Genomic DNA, 18,085 nt, shown 5'->3' with positions numbered 1-18,085 from the left:
GGAGCCCGCGTGAAATTCCAAAAAATCATCATCGCCTGCGGCCTGGCCGCGTCCTCTTGGGCCGCGCTGGCCCTGCAAATCACCAGCTTGTCCCCCCAGGGGGAAATCGCCCAGATACGCCAGGTGGTGGCCAAGTTCGACGAAAGCGCCGTCAATTTCGGTGACCCCAAAGCGGAGGCCCCGTTGTCCCTGAGCTGCAGCGATGCCCAGGTGACCAAGGGCACGGGCCGCTGGGTGAATGACCGGGTATGGGCATTTGACTTTGAGAACGACCTGCCACCCGGCATCAGCTGCACCGTGCAGACCAAGCCGGGCTTCAAATCGCCCAAGGGCGCAGAGCTGACAGGCGCGAGCAGCTACAAATTCAATAGCGGCGGCCCCTTCGTGCAAAGCATCCGCCCCTACTCAGGCAGCCGCATCGACGAAGAGCAGTTCTTCACCCTGCGCCTGAACGGTGCGGCCACGCTGGAGAGCGTGCAGGCCAATGTGTGGTGCGCAGTGGAAGGTCTGGGAGAACGCGTAGCGGTGCGCCTGCTGAGCGGCAAGGAACGCGAAGGCTTGCTCAAGGCCCAGGGCGTGGAAGCGGAGGCCAAGGCCAACCCGCTGGCCGTAGTCACCCTGGCATGCAACCGCACGCTGTCCTCGTCGGCCAAGGTGCAGATCGTGTTTGGCAAGGGCGTGGCCACACCGGCGCGCGGCGGCGCAGCCACGGGTGTGCCCAACAGCGTGGAGAAGCGCTTCAACTTCCAGGTGCGCGAGCCGTTTGCGGCCAGCTTCAGCTGCGAACGTGAAAACGCACAAAGCGCCTGTCTGCCGATTCGCCCCATGACGCTGAGCTTTAACGCGCCAGTGCCGGTGAAGCTGCTGCAGGGCATACGCCTCAAAAGCAGCAAGGACACCATCAAGCCCAACCTGGAAGAACAAGGCGGCGAAGACGACACGGTGGTGAACGGCATCTCGTTCACCGCGCCGTTTGCGGAGCAAACCCAGTTCACCATCGAGCTGCCCAAGGATTTCAAGGATGCATCGGGTCGTGTACTGCGCAATGCGGACAGCTTCCCGCTCAAGGTGGGCACGGGCTCCATGCCGCCGCTGGCCAAGTTTGCTGCAGCGCCTTTCGGCATCGTGGAGCGCTTTGCCGAACCCAATGGGGTTGCCCTGCTTCCCGTCACCCTGCGCAATGTGGAAGCCGCGCTGAATGTGAAGGGCCTGAATGCCGAACAGGCCAAGCCCAGTGCGCCCAAGGCGCCAGCCGGCAAGGTCAGCACTTTCCAGCCGGGAACTGACGCCGAGATCATTGCCTGGTGGCGCAAGGTGCAGCGCTATGACAGTTACACCGTGTCGCGCAAGCAGGCAGCTACCGATATTCAAGGCCCGTTGCCCAAGATCGTGAGCGACCAGGACAAATACGGTGTGCAGACGCGCATGGTCTCGCTCTTGCAGGGCCAGGCCAGCGTGAAGACGCTGGACCTGCCCAAACCGCAGAGCAATGACCCGCGCCCGTTTGAGGTGGTGGGCATTCCGCTCTCGCCGGGCTTCCACATCGTCGAGATCGCGTCGCAAAAGCTGGGCGCCAGCCTGCTGGACGAAGGCCATGGCCCGGGGCGCACGATGTATGTGCGCACCTCGGCCTTGGTGACCAACCTGGGCGTGCACTTCAAGCTGGGCCGCGAGAACGCGCTGGCCTGGGTCACCACGCTGGACAAGGGCACGCCCGTGGCTGGCGCCACCGTGCGTGTGTCGGACTGCCGAGGCCGGGAAGTGGCTACTGGCGTGACGACGGCCCAAGGCATTGCCAACCTCACCGGCCTGTCGCCTCAACCGCCACGCTGCAGTGGCGAAGAGGGCTACAGCCAAGCCTACTTTGTGAGCGCGCGCGCCACGCAGCCGGCGGGCGATGGCAAAACCACGGTGCAGGACATGGCCTTCACCTGGAGCGACTGGAACCGCGGCATCGAACCCTGGCGCTTCAACCTGCCCACCAGCCGCGAGGTGGTGCCTGACGAACGCGCCCACACCATCTTCGACCGCACGCTCTTGCGCGCCGGAGAAACCGTGTCGATGAAGCACCTGCTGCGCAACGAGACATCCAAGGGCTTTGACCTGCCCGCCAAGCAGCCCGATACGCTGTTGATCACCCACATGGGCAGCGGCCAGCAGTATGAGCAGCCACTGAAGTGGCGCAAGACCGCCACCGGCGGCCTGAGTGCGGAGAACACCTTCTCCATCCCGCCCGCAGCCAAGCTGGGCGCATACCAAGTGCAGCTCACGGGTGGAACGCGCGACCAGGACTTTTACACCGGCCAGTTCCGCGTGGAAGAGTTCCGCCTGCCGGTGCTGGAAGGCCGGGTCACACCGGCCGAGAAAAAGGCACTGGTGAATGTGGACAAAGTGCCGGTGGACGTGCAGATCAACTATGTATCGGGCGGCGGCGCGGTGAACCTGCCGGTGCGTGTGTCGGCGCTGGTGCGTGCCAAGTACCTGAACTTTGCAGACTTCAGCGAGTTCAACTTCTCCGCCCCGCAAGGCAACCAGCAAGCCAGCAGCGGCGAAGGCGAAGAGGACACCAATGCGGGTAGCGACGCCCGCGTGATCGCCGACAAGCTGCCCATCACGCTGGACAAGAGTGGCGCGGGCAAGGTGGCCATCGACAAGGTTCCCAAGAGCCGCCAACCGCAAGACCTGCTGCTGGAAGCCACCTACTCCGACCCCAATGGCGAGGTGCAGACCATTCACAGCACACAGACGCTGTGGCCAGCGGCTGTGGTGGCCGGCATCAAGACCGAAGGCTGGGTATCGAGCAGCCAGAAGATCAAGTTCCAGGCGCTGGCGCTGGACCTGAGCGGCAAGCCGCAGGAAGGCGTGGCGCTGGAGGTGAAAGCTACGGCCCGCATCACCACCACCACGCGCAAGCGCATGGTGGGTGGCTTCTACACCTACGACAACAAGACCAGCACCAAGGAGCTGGGTAGCGTGTGCAGCGGCAAGAGCGATTCGCGCGGCCTGCTCCTGTGTGAAACCGCGCTGGGCGAGCCCGGCCAGGTGGAGCTGGTCGTCACGGCCAAAGACAGCAGCGGCAACAGCATCCAGGCCGCCAGCAGCGTATATGTCACCAAGCAGGGCGAGCTGTGGTTTGGCGGTGAGAACACCGACCGCATCGACCTGCTGCCCGAGAAGAAGGCCTACCAGCCCGGTGAGACGGCCAAATTCCAGGTGCGCATGCCCTTCCGCTTTGCCACGGCGCTGGTGTCGGTGGAGCGCGAAGGCATTGTGCAAAGTGAGGTGGTGCAGCTCAACGGCCAGGACCCCACCATCAGCCTGAAGATTCAGGAAGGCTGGGGACCCAATGTGTATGTGAGCGCGCTGGTGCTGCGCGGCCGCCTTCGCGAGGTGCCGTGGTACAGCTTCTTCACCTGGGGCTACAAGGCGCCACGGGAGTGGTGGACCAGCTTCTGGTACGAGGGGCGCGAATACGTGGCCCCCACCGCGTTGGTGGATTTGAGCAAGCCCGCCTTCCGCCTGGGCGTGGCCGAAATCCGCGTGGGCACCAAGGCCCACCAGCTCGACGTGAGCGTGAAGGCTGACAAGGAAAGCTACGCCGTGCGTGGCAAGGCGCAGGTCACCATCACCGTGAAGCTGCCCAACGGCCAGCCTGCTGCCAACGCCGAGGTGGCCCTGGCCGCCGTGGACCAGGCCCTGCTGGAGCTGATGCCCAACACCAGTTGGAACCTGCTGGACGCGATGCTGCAGCGCCGAAGCTGGGGCGTGGAGACGTCCACCGCGCAGATGGAAATCATTGGCCGGCGCCACTATGGCCGCAAGGCTGTGGCGCCCGGTGGAGGTGGTGGCCACAGCGGTGCACGTGAGCTGCTGGAGACCCTGCTGCTGTGGAACCCCAGCGTGAAACTGGACGCCAATGGCCAGGCCGTGGTGACCGTGCCGTTGAACGATGCGTTGACCACCTTCAAGATCGTGGCGGTGGCCGATGCCTTCACCGGCATGTTTGGCACCGGCAGCACCAGCATCCGCGCCACACAAGACCTGCAGATCATCAGCGGCCTGCCACCGCTGGTGCGCGAGGACGACCAGTACCGCGCCCAGCTGACCTTGCGCAATACCACCAAGCAGGCCATGAAGGTGCTGGTGACACCACGCGCCACGCTGCTGACGCTGGAGCCGCAGACGGTGGACATTCCCGCTGGGGATGCGCGAGAAGTTGCCTGGAACGTGACCGCGCCGGCCCAGCTGGCGCTGACCCGCAATGAGGCCATCCTCTGGGAGATTGAGGCCAAGGACACGATCAGCGGTGCCAAGGATGCGCTCAAGGCGCGCCAACGCATCGTGCCTGCAGTGCCCCTGACCGTGCAGCAGGCCACGCTGGTGCAGATAGACGGGCCGTTGACCATGGACGTGAACGCCCCTGCCGACGCCCTGCCCGGCCGCGGCGGACTGAAGATGTCGCTGCAGCCCAAGCTGGCCGAAGGCCTGCCGGGCGTGAAAGACTGGTTTGCGCTCTACCCCTTTGCCTGCCTGGAGCAAAAGACCAGCAAGAGCGTGGGCCTGCGCGACGGCAAGCTCTGGCAAACCGTGGCCACGCAGATCCCGAGCTATCTGGACAGCGACGGCCTGGCCAACTACTTCCCGCCGCGCGATGGCGAGGCCAACCGCGGCAGCGACACGCTGACCGCCTACCTGCTGGCCGCCACGCATGAGGCGTCCACCCTCAACCCCGCGTTTGCGCTGAGCGACGAGATCCGCGCGCCCATGGAGCGTGGCCTCATCGCCTTTGTGGAAGGGCGCATCCAGCGCGAGTTCTGGAGCCCGCGCAAGGACCTGGACATGCGCAAGCTGGCCGCCATCGAGGCACTATCGCGCTACGGCAAGGCCCAAGGCCGCATGGTCAACAGCGTCACCGTCGCGCCCAACCAATGGCCCACGCATGCGGTGATTGACTGGCTCAACATTCTGAAACGTGTGAACGATGTGCCCGAGCGCGACAAGCGTATTGCGGAGGCCAACCAGATCTTGCGCAGCCGCATCAGCTACCAGGGTACCAAGATGATCTTCAGCAGCGAGAAGGACGACTACTGGTGGTGGCTGATGCAAAACGGCGACGTGAACACCGCGCGCCTGATCCTCAGCGTGCTGGACGACCCGGCATGGAAAGACGACATGGGCCGCCTGGCCAACGGCTTCATCAGCCGCCAGCAAAACGGGGCTTGGCACACCACCACGGCCAACCTGTGGGGTGGCCTGGCACTGGAAAAATTCAGCGCCAAGTTTGAAGCCGTGCCGGTTGCAGGCACCACCAAGGCATCCATGAGCACGGGCGCGGCCAGCGTGGACTGGAGCAAAGTGGAGCGCATCAAGACCACCGATGCATCCGGCGCTGCACACCAGACCAGCATGTTTGGCGCGCCCGCATCGCCCGGCAACCTGAAGAACAACACCATGTTCCTGCCCTGGGGCAATACGGCGGCCAAGGACACCTTGAACGTGACTCACCAGGGCGCCGGTAAGCCCTGGCTCACGCTGCAGTCGGTGGCCGCGGTGCAGCTGAAGGCACCCTTCTTTGCGGGCTATCAGATCAAGAAGACCATCACTCCCGTGGAGCAGGCCAACAAGAGTCTGCCCGCCGGCAGCTACACACGCGGTGACGTGCTGCGCATCAGCATCGAGGTGAACGCCAGTGCCGACATGACCTGGGTCGCCATCACCGACCCCGTGCCCGGCGGCGCCACGATCTTGGGCAGCGGCCTGGGCCGCGACAGCGAGATCGCCACGCAGGGCGAGAAGAAGGAAGGCTACGGCTGGGCCGCGTTCGAGGAACGCAGCTTCGAATCCTTCCGCAGCTACTACGAATACCTACCCAAGGGCGTCGTGAAGATGGAATACACCATCCGCCTGAACAACGTCGGCGAGTTCTCGCTGCCACCGTCGCGTGTGGAGGCGATGTACGCGCCGGAGATGTTTGGGGAGGCGCCGAATGCGCGGGTGAAGGTGGAGGCGGTGAAGTGATGATGGGCCGCCTAGAAAAGTTATTGCTCGACTAAATATTTTTATGTCCCAAATACTGGTCTTCAAGTTTCCTGGATGGCGAACATTTGTTTTCCATGTTCCGACTGTCGCCTCAACGCGAAACTGGTTCACATCACTGCTAGGGCACGCTTTTCTTTCTCCAATTTTTAAAGCTATCGAAGAGGGAAACGACGAGAAAGCGCTACGCCTAGCAACCCCGCGACGACTCAAAACTTCGCGTGGAGAGTTCGGAGAGTCCCCGCTAGTTGCGGCTATTGCGGCTGGAAGATATGAATTAGCAATCAAGTTGATTGAACTTGGAGGAACTTTTGCAAATGACGGCGCACTCGCACATTCAGCTATGCGTGGAAATTTGCAGTTAGTTGACGCACTAATTGCGAAGGGAAAAAGCCCGGAAGAACCTCTCCCGAGCGATCTTGAAGAAGGCAGAACCCCACTAATGTGGGCTACCAGTCGGAAGTTTTATGCCTGTATCGAGAGGCTGCTCGCAGCGGGAGCCGATATCAATGCACAGTCAAAAGTCGGCATGACTGCGGTGATGTACACAAAAAATGGGAACCATGAAGATCTCGGTGCGCTCGATATTTTGTGCAAATACAACCCTGACATCAGCATAAGAGATTGGCGAGGCCGCAACCTAATTCGGGAGGCGATTGATAGAGAATGCAACTCGGGGGATCCGGCTATGCGTCAATTGCTGGAACGCTATTTCCCGGAGGTCGATTTCAAAAGAAATAGTTAGCCGACCGGTTTACTCGGCTTAGCTAAGCCCGCACCAGCATCCCAACAAACCGCAAGTGGTGCAAGCATTCCCGCACTATCACCATCGCCGCATAAAACTCTGACGCGATAGGCAAAGCCTCCTGCCCCGTTGGCCGCCCTTGGCTCACCATGGCAAGGCGGTTGAAGATGTCTTCCACCTCATCCAAGCTCCAATGCAGCGCTGCATCCGACTCCGCACCCACGCCTTGCAGAATCAAGGCAGCCCCTTCTCCGCGCAATAGCAACTGCTCCGCACGCACCAGCTTGGCTGCCAGCGGCATCACAACATCCTCGGTCTGCTCAATCGCGTGCTCAATGTCCAGCGGCGTGGGCGGTGTGTGACGCATCCACTGGCGGGCCAGTGAGGCGGTACCCAGCGGCAGGTCTTGCTGCAGAACAACGCGGCCGTCTTCAGTGCAAAGCACCGTGCTGGTCTCGGCCCCAAGTTGGAACGTGGTCTCAACGGTCATAGCGCATCCTTGCTTCGCAAACCTTCGAGCATGGCGATCAGGCATTGCCGTGTATCCGCCAACGCATCCTGCACGCCTGCATCATCGTCCGGCAATGAATCCATGCCGCCATAGAGCGCGCCCAACACGATGCGCGCCAGGCGCTCTGCATCGTGCCCCTGAAAAATGCCGTGCGCCTGGATGGCGGTGATGCTGGCCCGCATGGCGCCCAAGCCTTGGCGCTGGCGGATCTCGCCCCACTGCGCGCCCAGCACGGCCGGAGCATCCACCAGCATCAGGCGGCGCAGCGGCGCATTGGTGCCGGCCTGCAGCACGGTGTCGATAGATGCCAGAAACGCGTCCCAAGGACTGCCACCAACATCGACTACGGCCTGGCGCGCAGCAAATGCCTGCTGCACCAGCCCCGCGTCTACTTGCTCAGCCACAGCTGCAAACAGGCCTTTCTTGTCCCCGTAGTGGTGGTACAGCGCGCCCACGGTTACGCCCGCATCAGTGCAGATGCTGCCCACAGGCGCTTTCTCGAAGCCCTGCTCGCTAAACCAGCGCAGTGCGGCACGCTGCAGCGCGGCCTGCGTGGCGCTGGCGTTCTCTTTGCGGCCGTCGCGTTTTGTCTGGGTTTCAGCCATGGGTAACGTGGGAGACAGGGTGTATCTTTACAAACATAACATGATTATGTATTCTCCGCAGCACTCCATCAACCCGAGACATTCCCATGCACATCCTCGCCCTTGTCCTCATCGCCCTGGTCTGCCTGATCCACGTTTACATCTTCCTGCTGGAAACCGTGCTGTTCAAGAAACGTGGCGCCAAGGTGTTTGGCATTCCGCAGGCCGAGGTGGAATCGCGCGCCGTAGCCATGTCCAACCAAGGTTGCTACAACGGCTTTTTGGCAGCGGCCTGTCTGCTGGGTCTGGTCTACCCCGACCCAGCCATTGCCAAGGCCTTCGCCGTCTTTGGCCTTGTCTGCGTAGCTGTGGCGGGCATCTGGGGTGCCGTGACGGTGATGAAGCGCATCCTCTACATCCAGACGGTGCCAGCCGCGCTGGGACTGGCCGCCGTCTTTCTGCTTTAAACCAAACTAGCCAAGGCCGCAGGCGAGAAGCTCGACAACTCCGCCTCGCGGCCATCGCGCACCTTCACCGCCCAATCCGGGTCGCTGATCAGCGCGCGGCCCACGGCCACCAAGTCAAAGTCGCCGCGGTCAAAGCGGCGCAGCAGTTCGTCCAACGACGCGGGCTTGGAGCTTTCGCCGCCGAAGGCCGCGATGAACTCGCCGCTCAGGCCCACCGAGCCCACGGTGATGGTGGGGCGGCCGGTGAGTTTCTTGGCCCAGCCGGCAAAGTTCAGGTCGGAGCCGTCAAACTCCGGCTCCCAGAAGCGGCGTTGCGAGCAGTGGAAGATGTCGGCACCCGCATCGGCCAGCGGCTGCAGCCAGGCGGCCATTTCGTCGGGCGTTTGCGCCATGCGCACGCTGTAGTCCTGCTGCTTCCATTGCGACAGGCGGATGATCACCGGATAGTCGGGCCCGACTTCGGCGCGCACAGCTTTCAGAATGTCCGCCGCAAAGCGGCCCCGCGCCACCAGGTCGCTGCCGCCAAAGCGGTCGTCGCGTTGGTTGGTGCCGTCCCAGAAGAACTGGTCGATCAGGTAACCGTGGGCGCCGTGCAGCTCGATGCAGTCAAAGCCCAGGCGCTTGGCGGCGCCCGCGGCCTTGGCGAAGGCCGCGATGGTGTCGGCGATGTCCGAATCGCTCATGGGCGCGCCAAACGTCTTGCCGGGGCGCGACAGGCCGGAGGGTGAATCCACAGGGGGGGGAGCGGTCCAGGTGGTACGGGGGTTGCGCGCCGCGCCCACGTGCCAGAGCTGGGGCGCCATCACGCCACCAGCGCTGTGCACGGTGTTGATCACGTCTTGCCAGCCGGCCAGCGCGTCATCCCCCCAGAAGCGGGGCACATCGGGGTCGTTGGCAGACGAGGGGCGCTGCACCACAGTGCCTTCGGAAACGATGAGGCCGACTGCAGAAGCGGCGCGCTTGCGGTAATACTCACTCACCTGCGCCGTGGGCACGCCACCCGGTGAAAACGAACGCGTCATGGGTGCCATGACAATGCGGTTGGCGAGCGTGAGGCCCTTGAAGATGAAGGGTTGGAACAGCGGAGCAGCGTGGGACATACAGACAGGGATGGATAAGTTGCAAGACAAACCAGTTTACGGGGACGCGCCCGACCCATGGGGCCGCAGGGTCACCAAGGCTACAGCCCCCCAGGGCCGGGGCGGCCGCGGGGTTTTGCACCGTCCCGCCAAGGCAATTACTATATTTTTAGTAGCTGCTTTCTCATATTCCACGGGGGCTGCAGCCACTTTCAATGAAGTAAAGGCCGACTACCAGTCGTCCGACACGCTGATTCTGGACCGCCACGGTGTGTTGCTGCACCGCCTGCGCACCAACGCCACGGTGCGCCGTGGCCAATGGGTGGCGCTGGCCGATGTGTCCCCGGCCCTGCGCACGGCGCTGGTGCTCAGCGAAGACAAGCGCTTTTACGAACACAGTGGGGTGGACTGGCGCGCCGTGTCCGCTGCCGCCTGGGGCAACCTGTGGAACACCCGCACACGCGGCGCCTCCACCATCACCATGCAGCTGGCCGGCCTGCTGGACGAAGACCTCAAGCGCGGCAGTGGCGGGCGCAGCGTGGTGCAGAAGCTGGGCCAGACCTTCTCGGCGCGCAGCCTGGAGCGCGACTGGCGCAAGGACCAGATCCTGGAGGCCTACCTCAACCTCGTGCCCTTCCGTGGCGAGCTGGTGGGCATTGACGCGCTCAGCCGCAGCCTGTTTGGCAAAGCCCCCCACGGCCTGGACGACCGCGAAGCCGCCATCGCCGCCGCGCTGGTACGCGCGCCCAACGCCAAGGGCCCGCAGGTCACCCAGCGCGCCTGCAGCGTGCTGCAAAGCCTGCAGGGCCCAGCGGCCCAATGCGCAGTGCTGGACCTGCTGGTCACCGGCGCACTGGGCCGGCGCGACTTTGCCGCCAGCGAAGGCGTGGCGCCCCATGTGGCGCGCCAGCTCACGGCGATGGCGACTCCCGCAGGGCGCGCGCCGGCCACCACCATACGCACCACGCTGCGCGCGCCGCTGCAGCGCTTTGCGGTGCAGACGCTGCAAACCCATCTGCGCGAGCTGGCCGGCCGCCATGTGGAAGACGCGGCCCTGCTGGTGCTGGACAACGCCACAGGCGAGGTACTGGCCTGGGTGGGCTCCAGCGGGCCGCTGAGCAATGCCGAAGAGGTGGACTTTGTCACCGCCCTGCGCCAGCCCGGCTCCACGCTCAAGCCCTTTCTCTACGCGCAGGCCATTGCCGAGCGGCGTATCACCGCCGCCTCGCTGCTGGAAGATTCGTCCACACAGATCCAGACCACCGGCGGCCTCTACATTCCGCAGAACTACGACCGCCATTTCAAGGGTTGGGTATCGGCCCGCACCGCGCTGGGCGCCTCGCTCAACGTGCCCGCGGTGCGCACGCTGGTCATGGTCTCGCCCGATGCCTTCCAGAAACAGCTGCAGCGCCTGGGCCTGCCGCTGAAGGAAAGCGGCGACTACTACGGCTACAGCCTGGCCCTGGGAAGCGCCGAAGTCTCGCTGCTCAACCTCACCAACGCCTACCGTGCCCTGGCCAATGGCGGGCGCACCAGCCCCACCACCCTGCTCCCCGGCAAGGCCGCGCCAGCCACGCAGGCGCTGGACGCGCGCGCCGCCTTCATCGTGGGCGACATCCTCAGCGACCCGCTGGCACGCGCCCGCACCTTCGGCACCGACAGCGTGCTGGCCACGCGCTTCTGGAGCGCCGTGAAAACCGGCACCAGCAAAGACATGCGCGACAACTGGGCCGTGGGCTGGTCGCAGCGTTACACGGTGGGCGTCTGGGTGGGCAACGCCAGCGGCGCGCCCATGTGGGACGTGAGCGGCACCACGGGCGCGGCGCCCATCTGGGCCGCAGTGATGAACTTCCTGCATGCCAAGCAACCCAGCCGCGCGCCGCAAGCGCCGCCAGGGCTGGTGCAAAAACCGGTGCAATTCACCGCCAGCCAGGCCGCCGGTCTGGAGGCCGCGCGCAGCGAATGGTTCATCGATGGCACGCAGCAGACGGCATTTGCTATGGATTCAGTAGCTGCTCGCGCAATATCGACGGGGGCTGGAGGTGATAATGGCATGCAAGCTTCTGGTGCAGCGCCCAGTGCCCGCATCACCGCCCCCACCGACGGCACCATCATCGCGCTGGACCCCGACATTCCGCCCAACCGCCAACGCCTGCCCCTGCAGGCCGAAGGCAGCCAATTGCGCTGGCGGGTGGACGGCAAAGCGCTCGCCCAAGGCCCCAGCGCCCTGTGGCTGCCCTGGCCCGGCCGCCACCGCATCCAGATCACCGACGCCAAAGGCCAGGTGCTGGACGAAGTGCGCATCGAAGTGCGCGGCGCCGGCATCAAGGCTGCAGCCCCCTCCCCCTCTACCCGGAAGTAAGCCCATGCCCAGTCCTTCCCGCTCACCCCGCTCCTTCCGCGTCAGCCGCTCGATCGCCCTGATCCGCATCCAGCGCGAGCTGGAATACAGCGCCTACCCGCGCATCGAGATGGGCATCATCGTCGCGCTCACCGGCGCGGCGGGCTGGGTCGCGTCGGCGCTGCTGTTGCATCTGGGCATGCTGCGCATGGCTACGCGCTACCCGCTGGCGCTGCTGCTGGCCTACCTCGTGTTCCTGGGCTTGCTGTGGCTGTGGGTGCGCACCTCGGCGTCGAACCACACCGACACGGCCGACGGACCCGACCTCTCAGACGCCACTGATGTGGCCGACGTGATGGACTCCGCCATCCCAGGCACCGGTTTTCGCGGCGGCTCGCACCACCCCGTCGCCGTACACGATGAACCCTCGATACTGCCGTCGATCAGCGACAGCGCCAAATCGGCCGGCGATGCCCTGGGCTCCGTGGGCGATGCGGACGAATTCGCCATTCCGCTGCTGGCCATCCTGCTGGCGGCCGGGCTGGCACTGGCCTCGCTCTACGTGGTCTACATGGCACCGGCCCTGTTTGCCGAGCTGCTGCTCGACGGCGTGCTCTCCTACTCGCTGTACCGCCACCTGCGCCGCGGCGACAGCGCGCACTGGCTCGGCACCGCGGTGCAGCGCACCCTGCTGCCCTTTGCGCTGACGGCCGTGTTTGTGGCCCTGGTGGGCGCCGGCCTGGCCGCCTACGCACCCGGCGCGCACACGCTGGGCCAGGCCCTGCACGCGGCCGGACACTGAGGCACCTCCCCATGGCTGCACACACCACCGGCTTCGCCCTGTTTGCCACCGCACTGGGCCACTGCGGCATCGCCTGGGGCCCGCACGGCCTCACCGGGGTGCAACTGCCCGAGGCCGATGAGGCCACCAGCCGCCTGCGCATGCAGGCCCGCTTTGCACGCGCGCCCGAGCTGCCCCCGCCAGCCGAAGTACAAGCGGCAATCGACGCCGTTGTCGCCCTGCTGACCGGCCAGCCCACCGAGCCGCGCGACCTGGGCCATCTGGTGCTGGACATGGAGGGCGTGCCACCCTTCCACCAGCGCGTCTACGACCTGGCGCGGCAGATTCCCCCCGGCGAAACCGTAACCTACGGTGAACTGGCACGCCAGCTTGGCGAGCCCGGCGCCGCACGCGCCGTCGGCCAAGCGCTGGGCGCCAACCCGTTTGCGCCCGTGGTGCCCTGCCACCGCATCTTGGCCGCGCACAGCGGCAGCGGCGGTTTTTCGGCCCCTGGCGGGGTAGATACCAAGCTGCGCATGCTGCTGGCCGAGCGCGCCCGCTTTGGCGGCCCCGGCCTCTTCGACGAGCCCTGAGCACTACACCGCCCAACCTTTGCTTGCACAAAAGCGCAAAGGGTTTACACGCCGCTTACCTGGGAGGCGGAGCATGAAGGCTCCTCCACTTCCATAGGCAGTTGTATGAAATCCAAAGCCATTGTGTGCGCCGTCGTCATCGCCAGCATGGGGCTTGGCAGCCTGGCACAGGCGCAAGACCGGGGGCGCCACGGGCCGGACGACGACCGCTGGAGCCAGCAGGACCGGGGACGCCACGACAACGGGCGCGGCAATGACCGACGTGACGATCGCCGGGATGACCGGCACGACGACAGGCACGATGACCGCCGCGACGGCCGCTGGGACAACCGGCACTGGGACGGCCACCCCGGCTACTACGGTGCCCGCGGGCCGGACTTCCGCCGTGGCGGCTACATCCCCTACGAGTACCGCCGCCCCATCTATGTGGTGAACAACTACTACGGCCACCGCCTGCCCGCGCCACCCCGTGGCCACCAATGGGTGCAGGTGGGCGCCGACTATGTGCTGATCGCAATTGCCACCGGCATCATTGCGCAGATCATTTTGAACCAGTGATCTGGCGCAACAGGCCGTAGGCCACCACCCCCAGCAACAACACGCCAGCCCCCAGCACCAGCCACAGTAAGGCGGTGCGCGGGCTCACGCCGTCCGGCAGCAGGGCAGCGGCCCAGAGCTGGGGCGCATCGGGCGGGTCGGCGCGCAGCTGCTTCACGGCGGCGGCCGGCAGCTCGGCCAGCCGCGCCGGCGCCACAGACCCCAGCACACTGGCCTCCACCGCTGCCGGCGGCGTATGCGCGCGGCCCACGGCCAGCGTGTACGGCCCGGGGCCGGAGGCCAGCAGCGCCAGCTGCATCGGCGCAAATTCCACCGCCACCTGCAAACCGCCCGCAGGCAGCGGCTGGCCATTGCTGGCTTCTACCCGCAATGCGCGCAAGGAAGGCCCATTCAGTGCCAGCGCACTGTTGCTGCTGCCCTGGCCCACGGAGTCCAAGCGGTACACCACGGTAGAAGCCAGAGCGCGCCAGGGTTGGGCCGCGTCGCTGCGGCCCGAGATACGCACCGGCACCAACGTGTTGTTCTGCAAAGCCTGCACATGCAGCGCGGCCAGCTGCGTGGCAAAGGGCAGTGCCCACACCATGCCCAGGCCATCGGCATTACCCACAGGCAGCGTCGCACGCAGGTGCGCTGGCGACACACTCTTGCCCGCCACCCGCCCCGTGACGCTTTCCACGCGCACGCCGTCCTGCCCGGCCCATGCCAGACGCAGGTAGTAGCCCTTCAGGCTTGCCGCCTGCTGCAGCTCCAGCACCGTGCTGCTGGGCGCATCGGCCCCCTCAAAGCGGAAGACCGGGCCCTTGACCGGAACGGACTCCCAGTCCTGCAGGTTCGCGCTGCGCTCCAGCCGCAGGTGCACCAGGGTGTTGCGCGGCAACTCGGCCTGCAGCTGCAGGGCCGACAAGGTGTGCTGCTCGGCCCGCGTGTCAAACAATGCGGCCTGCAAAGGCTGTGCATTCGCCGGCACCTGCGGGTTGGCCCCGGCCGGGCCCCAGCGCACCCAGGCGCTGCCTTCGCTGCTCACCCGAACCTCCACCGCACCACGCACGGCAGGCGCGCCGGCGCTGGCCGCAAACAGCGGGTAGGCCGGGTAGCTGCGGGTTTGCACCGCAGGCGCGCTGCGCTCTAAATCATCCGCACGCAGCAGCGCATACGGCACCACCGCGCCATCGGCGTTGAACACGCGCACATCATGGGCCGCCGGGCTTTGCATGCGCAACAGCGCCTCTACAGGCAGCTCCACCCGCGCCAGGCTGGCACCCTGGGGCAGCACCAGCGCACCGCGCCAGGCAAATTCGGCCGGCGTAAGGCTGTCTTCCGCCGCCAGCGCCGGCCCGGTCAGGGCCAGCAGGGCAGCAACCGTCCAGAGCGCTTTCATGCATCCTCCTTCTCGTCGTCGTCCTGCAGCTTGGTCTGCGCCGGGGGAATGGGCGCAAAGTACCCCACCACCAGCATCATCACGCCCACGGCAATGAAGGCGACGATGCGCTCCGAGCCTCCGCGGTTGCTCAGGTCCACGAGGAAGAGCTTGGCCACCGTCAGCCCCAGCAGGGCCGCACCGCCCATCCACACCGGGCGCGCATGGCGGCGGTGCGCTACCAACATCAGGCCCAGCGCCAGCAGCGTCCACAGGATGGAGTAGCCCGCCTGCACCAGGAAGGAGGCAAACAGGCGCTCCGCGTCCCAGGGCACGGCCGCGTAATGGTGCGCCACGCGCAACCACACGGTGTTGAGCGCCACAAAACCCATGACACTGAGCACCAGCAGCCAGCGCGTGTCGTGCACCCAGGCCGGTACCGGCAGCTCGCTCTGGCGCACGCGTGTGTGCCACAGGGCCACGGCCAGCAAGGCCAGCGCCACGGCCAGATCGGTCGGGTTCAGCAAGGGCACATAGGGCAAGGGCCGGGCGTTGCCGCTGGAATGCACGGCCACGACCAATGCACCCAGTCCTACGGCCACCGCCAGTGGCAATGCGGCGCGCCACAGATAGGCCATGGCAAAGCGATTGAGCGGCCAGGCCTCGCGCACGCGGCTTTGCGCGTCATACAGGCTGCGACGGCACAGTGCGAGCAGCACCAGCACGCTGGCCACCAGGAAGATGACCGCCGCCCAGGACGTGCCCTGTAACTGCGCCCGCAGCACCGCCCACACCAGCAGATTGCCCACCAACAGCGCCAGCAGCCACACACCGCCGGTGTGCACCGCGCGCCACCAGACCTGCGGAGCCAGCGCATCCAGATTCCGCAGCGTGGCGACATGCAGCAGCAAGGCCACGGGCCAGACCAGCCAGCCCCCCATCTGGAACACATGGTCCATGGACACAATACCGTCCAGCGCAAACAAGACCATGATGGGCAGCGAGAACCAGGCCGGCGTGGCCGCAATGGCCCAGGGCTTGGCCCGCGCAGGCAGGGCCAGGCGGTGCGCCACCCAGGCGCTCAGCAGCCAGCCCAGCATTTCCAGATGCGACTGCAGGTTGGTGTTCAACACAGGGCCCCAATTGCCATCCGCACCGGGCACCGCGCGCTCGATGTCGTGCACCAGCGCAAACTGCCACCAGGCAAAGCCCACCCAGAAGAGCACGGGCGACAGCTGCTGCTCCACCTTGGCCAGCAAGCAGCTGGCGCCGGAGCCGCCCTGTGCCGACTCGGTGGCGAAGCGTGTCCAGTGCGCCAACGCCAGAGCAGATGCGGCCAGCAACACGGCACCGATGAAAGCCGGGTTGGCTACGAACCAAGTACTCGTGTGCATCTGGTCCAACCCCTGCAGATAACTGCCCGCAGCCAGCACCTGCAGCACCAAGCCGGCCAGACGCGCGAGCCAGCGGCCCTGGCGCTGCCCCATCCAGTACACCGCGGCGCCTTCTGCCGCCCAAACGGCGCTGGTCCAGCGTGCATCCAGCGCCAGCGGCACCGCCAGCGTCACAAAGCCCAGACCCAACACGGCAAAGCATTCGGCCAGCCATTGGCCCACGGCCTGATTGGCGCCCTGGCGCTTCACCGCCCACCAGCCCAGGCACAGGTACAAGGCGCCCAGCGCCAGCGACGAGAAGGCCGTGGCGTATTCCATGTCCTTCACCAGCGCAGCCTGCAAGCCAAAGGCTACCAGCGGCGTGCCAAAGACCAGCGTGGCGTCCGCCGCCTGCTTGGGCGCCAGCGAGTGGCGCATGGCGTACAGCAGGCTGGCCACCAGATAGACCAGGAAGAAGGCGATCAGAAAGGGCTCGGTCGTGGCGAAGTGCTCGGGCTGGTACTTGAGCGCCCCCCAGGCGGTGGCCACACCAAAGGTGGCAAAAAAACCCAGCAGGTTCAGCGGGCGCCAGGCGCGCAGCCAGGCCACGGCGGCGATAGCCAGGTTCAGCACCAGGTAGTAGCCAAACAGGCCCACATGGCTGCCCTGCCCCGTGGACACGAGGATGGGCGCAGCGAACGCGCCCGCAAAGCCGATGAAGGCCATAGGCATGGCATTCTGCAAGAGCGCAATGGCGGTGGAAAACGCACACACCAGTGCCAGCACGCCAAACGCCGCGCCCGCTGGCAGGAACTGGTACAGCCGAAAAGCTGCAAACACCGTGAGGTAGAGCACAGCCACACCCGCGCCCTGCAAGGTCAGCGCATAGGCCAGCTTGTCGGGCTGGCGGCCGCGCAGGCGGATGCCGAAGACAAACAGCACGATGCCAAACGCACCAATGGCGGCCAGGCGCAATTCGGGCGGCAGCAGTGCGTTATCCACCGCAAACTTGGCCAGGAAGGCCAAGCCTACAAACAGCACCAGCACGCCCGCGCGCACGATGGTGTTGCCACCCAGCAGCCAGTTGCGCGCCGCATCCACCGCGCCGCCCAGCACATTGGGCATCACCCATTCCGGCGGATCGGTCAGTTCCTCCACGCGGCCGAGCGCGGCGCGCGTGGGTGTGCTGCGCGCAGGTGCCGGAGCATCCAGAAACTCGTCGGGTTCTTCGCGGGCGGCGGGCCTTGCAGACGCGGCAGCCACTGCAGGAGTGGCCAGCGCAGCGGTGGGCACTGGCGCAGCGCTCGTAGAAGCGGGTGGCGAGGACGGGGCTGGCGGCGTGGCCGGTGTGGCAATGACTCCAGCAGCCGGAGCCGGCGGGGCTGCCGCCGCACGCTGCGCCGCAATCTCGCGGCGCACGGCACTGCGCAATGTGAGCCCGGCAATGGCCCCCAGCATGGCGCCTGCCATCAGGCCCAGCCCTTCGTCGTAGCCTGCAGTCAGGTAGCCAATGATGGCCCCCCAGATGACGCCCCAAACCACCATGCGTATGCTCCCTGTGCGTGTTGATTGCCCCTGTGGCGGGCCAGTCTAGCCCAAGACACTCAAATAATTTCAAACCCCACGGGGCGGATTTCACGCCCTTCGGATGGCGCCGCCG

At 65.8% G+C, this 18,085-nt stretch carries 12 protein-coding genes; 7 read left to right on the top strand and 5 right to left on the bottom strand.

Annotation, left to right across the window (positions count from 1 at the left end):
* Nucleotides 1-9: 9 nt before the first annotated feature.
* Nucleotides 10-6,018 carry an alpha-2-macroglobulin family protein gene (locus AC1RNN_RS01800; protein WP_493086490.1) on the top strand — a complete coding sequence of 2,003 codons (6,009 nt, stop codon included), beginning with the start codon at nt 10-12 and terminating at the stop codon, nt 6,016-6,018.
* 43 nt (nt 6,019-6,061) lie between these two features.
* A complete protein-coding gene (locus AC1RNN_RS01795) occupies nt 6,062-6,781 on the top strand; it encodes an ankyrin repeat domain-containing protein (RefSeq protein WP_493086492.1) in 720 nt (239 codons plus the stop codon).
* Nucleotides 6,782-6,803: 22 nt separating this feature from the next.
* On the opposite strand, the gene AC1RNN_RS01790 is transcribed toward AC1RNN_RS01795, so the two are convergent.
* On the bottom strand, nt 6,804-7,271 hold the full coding sequence (locus AC1RNN_RS01790; RefSeq protein ID WP_493086494.1) for a hypothetical protein: 468 nt from the start codon (nt 7,269-7,271) through the stop codon (nt 6,804-6,806).
* The gene (locus tag AC1RNN_RS01785) at nt 7,268-7,897 is read right to left on the bottom strand and encodes a TetR/AcrR family transcriptional regulator (protein WP_493086496.1); all 630 of its coding nucleotides are present in this window, start codon (nt 7,895-7,897) and stop codon (nt 7,268-7,270) included. Before AC1RNN_RS01785 ends, AC1RNN_RS01790 begins: the two co-directional genes overlap by 4 nt.
* A gap of 86 nt (nt 7,898-7,983) precedes the next feature.
* On the opposite strand from AC1RNN_RS01785, the gene AC1RNN_RS01780 reads away from it, so the two are divergent.
* Nucleotides 7,984-8,343: a DUF1304 domain-containing protein gene (locus AC1RNN_RS01780; protein WP_493086498.1), complete on the top strand. Its 360-nt coding sequence runs from the start codon at nt 7,984-7,986 to the stop codon at nt 8,341-8,343.
* Here the strand turns inward: AC1RNN_RS01780 and AC1RNN_RS01775 are convergent.
* Nucleotides 8,340-9,443, bottom strand: coding sequence for an NADH:flavin oxidoreductase (locus tag AC1RNN_RS01775; protein WP_493086500.1), 1,104 nt, complete (start codon nt 9,441-9,443; stop codon nt 8,340-8,342). The two genes, AC1RNN_RS01780 and AC1RNN_RS01775, sit on opposite strands and share 4 nt — an antisense overlap.
* A gap of 10 nt (nt 9,444-9,453) precedes the next feature.
* Between AC1RNN_RS01775 and pbpC the strand changes: the two genes are divergently transcribed.
* The 4 genes from pbpC to AC1RNN_RS01755 all read left to right on the top strand — a co-directional run bounded on the left by pbpC (nt 9,454) and on the right by AC1RNN_RS01755 (nt 13,695).
* Nucleotides 9,454-11,784, top strand: coding sequence for a penicillin-binding protein 1C (pbpC, locus tag AC1RNN_RS01770; RefSeq protein WP_493086502.1), 2,331 nt, complete (start codon nt 9,454-9,456; stop codon nt 11,782-11,784).
* 4 nt (nt 11,785-11,788) lie between these two features.
* Nucleotides 11,789-12,565 (top strand): hypothetical protein, encoded by a 777-nt coding sequence (locus AC1RNN_RS01765; protein ID WP_493086503.1) that lies wholly within the window; start codon nt 11,789-11,791, stop codon nt 12,563-12,565.
* Between the two features lie 11 nt (nt 12,566-12,576).
* Nucleotides 12,577-13,137 (top strand): methylated-DNA--[protein]-cysteine S-methyltransferase, encoded by a 561-nt coding sequence (locus tag AC1RNN_RS01760; RefSeq protein WP_493086505.1) that lies wholly within the window; start codon nt 12,577-12,579, stop codon nt 13,135-13,137.
* A 105-nt stretch (nt 13,138-13,242) separates the two neighbouring features.
* Nucleotides 13,243-13,695 (top strand): RcnB family protein, encoded by a 453-nt coding sequence (locus AC1RNN_RS01755; RefSeq protein WP_493086507.1) that lies wholly within the window; start codon nt 13,243-13,245, stop codon nt 13,693-13,695.
* Here the strand turns inward: AC1RNN_RS01755 and AC1RNN_RS01750 are convergent.
* The gene (locus AC1RNN_RS01750; protein WP_493086509.1) at nt 13,679-15,073 is read right to left on the bottom strand and encodes a DUF3999 family protein; all 1,395 of its coding nucleotides are present in this window, start codon (nt 15,071-15,073) and stop codon (nt 13,679-13,681) included. The genes AC1RNN_RS01755 and AC1RNN_RS01750 overlap by 17 nt on opposite strands.
* Entirely contained in the window at nt 15,070-17,970 is a 2,901-nt protein-coding gene (locus tag AC1RNN_RS01745) for a DUF2339 domain-containing protein (protein ID WP_493086511.1), read from the bottom strand. The genes AC1RNN_RS01750 and AC1RNN_RS01745 overlap by 4 nt, the downstream gene beginning before the upstream one ends.
* Between the last annotated feature and the right edge of the window lie 115 nt (nt 17,971-18,085).

It is taken from the genome of Rhodoferax sp. GW822-FHT02D07, from assembly GCF_058802405.1.
This window is presented reverse-complemented; position numbering and strand designations above follow the sequence as displayed.

Coding starts and splice junctions, on each gene's coding strand:
- AC1RNN_RS01795 (WP_493086492.1), top strand. CDS start 6,062: ATGTCCCAAATACTGGTCTTCAAGTTTCCTGGATGGCGAACATTTGTT.
- AC1RNN_RS01790 (WP_493086494.1), bottom strand. CDS start 7,271: ATGACCGTTGAGACCACGTTCCAACTTGGGGCCGAGACCAGCACGGTG.
- AC1RNN_RS01785 (WP_493086496.1), bottom strand. CDS start 7,897: ATGGCTGAAACCCAGACAAAACGCGACGGCCGCAAAGAGAACGCCAGC.
- AC1RNN_RS01780 (WP_493086498.1), top strand. CDS start 7,984: ATGCACATCCTCGCCCTTGTCCTCATCGCCCTGGTCTGCCTGATCCAC.
- AC1RNN_RS01775 (WP_493086500.1), bottom strand. CDS start 9,443: ATGTCCCACGCTGCTCCGCTGTTCCAACCCTTCATCTTCAAGGGCCTC.
- pbpC (WP_493086502.1), top strand. CDS start 9,454: ATGGATAAGTTGCAAGACAAACCAGTTTACGGGGACGCGCCCGACCCA.
- AC1RNN_RS01765 (WP_493086503.1), top strand. CDS start 11,789: ATGCCCAGTCCTTCCCGCTCACCCCGCTCCTTCCGCGTCAGCCGCTCG.
- AC1RNN_RS01760 (WP_493086505.1), top strand. CDS start 12,577: ATGGCTGCACACACCACCGGCTTCGCCCTGTTTGCCACCGCACTGGGC.
- AC1RNN_RS01755 (WP_493086507.1), top strand. CDS start 13,243: ATGAAATCCAAAGCCATTGTGTGCGCCGTCGTCATCGCCAGCATGGGG.
- AC1RNN_RS01750 (WP_493086509.1), bottom strand. CDS start 15,073: ATGAAAGCGCTCTGGACGGTTGCTGCCCTGCTGGCCCTGACCGGGCCG.
- AC1RNN_RS01745 (WP_493086511.1), bottom strand. CDS start 17,970: ATGGTGGTTTGGGGCGTCATCTGGGGGGCCATCATTGGCTACCTGACT.